The organism is Dietzia sp. B19 (assembly GCF_014145155.1).
Classification (GTDB): Bacteria; Actinomycetota; Actinomycetes; order Mycobacteriales; family Mycobacteriaceae; genus Dietzia; species Dietzia natronolimnaea.
Genome location: NZ_JAALED010000554.1, coordinates 1 through 1,475, shown reverse-complemented (window position 1 = coordinate 1,475; position 1,475 = coordinate 1). Strand labels below are relative to the sequence as shown.

The following is a 1,475-nucleotide window of genomic DNA, read 5'->3' as shown; positions in this document are numbered from 1 at the left end:
GGCTCTTCGCATCTGAGCGTGGGGTCAGGTCCGTAGCCCGCCGGCGATGAGGAGCATCCGCAGGCGATAGTTGTCGCGGTTGCGGTAGCCGCGGGCCAGGCGCCGGTGGAGTTCGATGAGGCCATTGATCGCTTCGGTTCCTCCGTTGTTGGAGCGGCCGGTGGTCCAGTACGCGAGGAAGGCGGCCTTCCACTTGCGGAGCGTTCGTCCTAGTCGGGCGATTTCCGGGATCGGGCAGGATGGCAAGGTCGCGAGTACCTTCTCCGCAGCGCTGCGCCCGGCAGGCAGGTCTTTGTGGTGGTAGGCCTGTCGGAGTTCGTGGGCGACTTGCCAGGCGATGAACAGTTCCTCGTGTCGGGGGTCGGCGGCCAGGGCCTCGTCGAACCGCCGCCACTGGCGCTCGGTGAGCCTGTCGGGGTCGCAGCGGATGATGGTGCGGATCCCGTAGAGCGGGTCGCCTTTACGTCCGCGGTGACCGCAGATCTGCTGCTGCAACCTCCGGCGGACCTCGTCCACGGCGCCAAGGGCGAGCTTGACCACGTGGAAAGCGTCGAGAACAGCGGTGGCATCCTCGAGTTCGTCATCGATCGCTCGCTTGTAGCCGTGGAACGGATCCAACGCGGCGATCTCGACGCCGCTGGTGAAACCCTTGCCCCGCGCGGTGAGCCAGTCTGCGAACACCACCCCGGAGCGGCCTGGCACGAGGTCGAGCAGCCTGGCCTGTACTTTGCCGTCCCCGTCGCGGGTGAGGTCGACCATCCCGGTCAGTTCCTTGGGGCCGCGCTTACGCCGGGAGACATGGTGCCAGATGTGTTCATCGACGCCGAGGGTGCGGACGCCGTCGAAGCGGGCCGGATCATCGGCCAACGCCTCCAATGCAGCCTTGACCGGCGTCCACACCGTGTGCCACGCGGTACCGAGCTGACGAGCCAGTCCGCTGACGGTGGCGTGCTCCCGGCGCAGCTGTCCCACTGCCCACTCCACGACGCGGGCCGTGGTGGCATGCCGCGGCGAGGCAAGCCCAGGCAGGTTCTCCACGAACGTCACACGTTCGCACGCCCCGCCTGGGCAGACGAAGCGGCGTTTGCGCCAGATGATCGTGACGGGGCGGCCGAACGCGGGGATGTCGACCAGACGCACCACCTGCCGTCCATGCCCCACCCCGGCGGCGCCGCAGTCCGGGCATCCGACCGGTCCCGGCTCGGATTCGACGGTCACCTCCAGGTGCTCGCCACGCAGACGCGCATCAAGGACGTACACGTCGTCGAGCCCGACGAGAAGATCGCAGCGGACACAACGGGGCGCAGGTGCGGTTCCGGTGGCAGACCGGCAGCACCCGATAGGCTCAGACATGGGTCGAGGCCCTTTCAGGATCGGATGTAGTGGTACTTCCAATCCTTCAGGGCCTCGACCCTCTCGTCTCCCTACCGCCTCACCGGCGTGTCGTCCTCACCCACGCTCAGATGCGAAGAGCC

General features: G+C 67.6%; 1 protein-coding gene. It reads right to left on the bottom strand.

All coding sequences use genetic code 11. From position 1 onward, the window contains the following. Positions 1-24: 24 nt before the first annotated feature. Complete coding sequence (locus G6020_RS15110) at positions 25-1,260, bottom strand: ISL3 family transposase (protein ID WP_182611187.1); 1,236 nt, start codon at positions 1,258-1,260, stop codon at positions 25-27. Between the last annotated feature and the right edge of the window lie 215 nt (positions 1,261-1,475).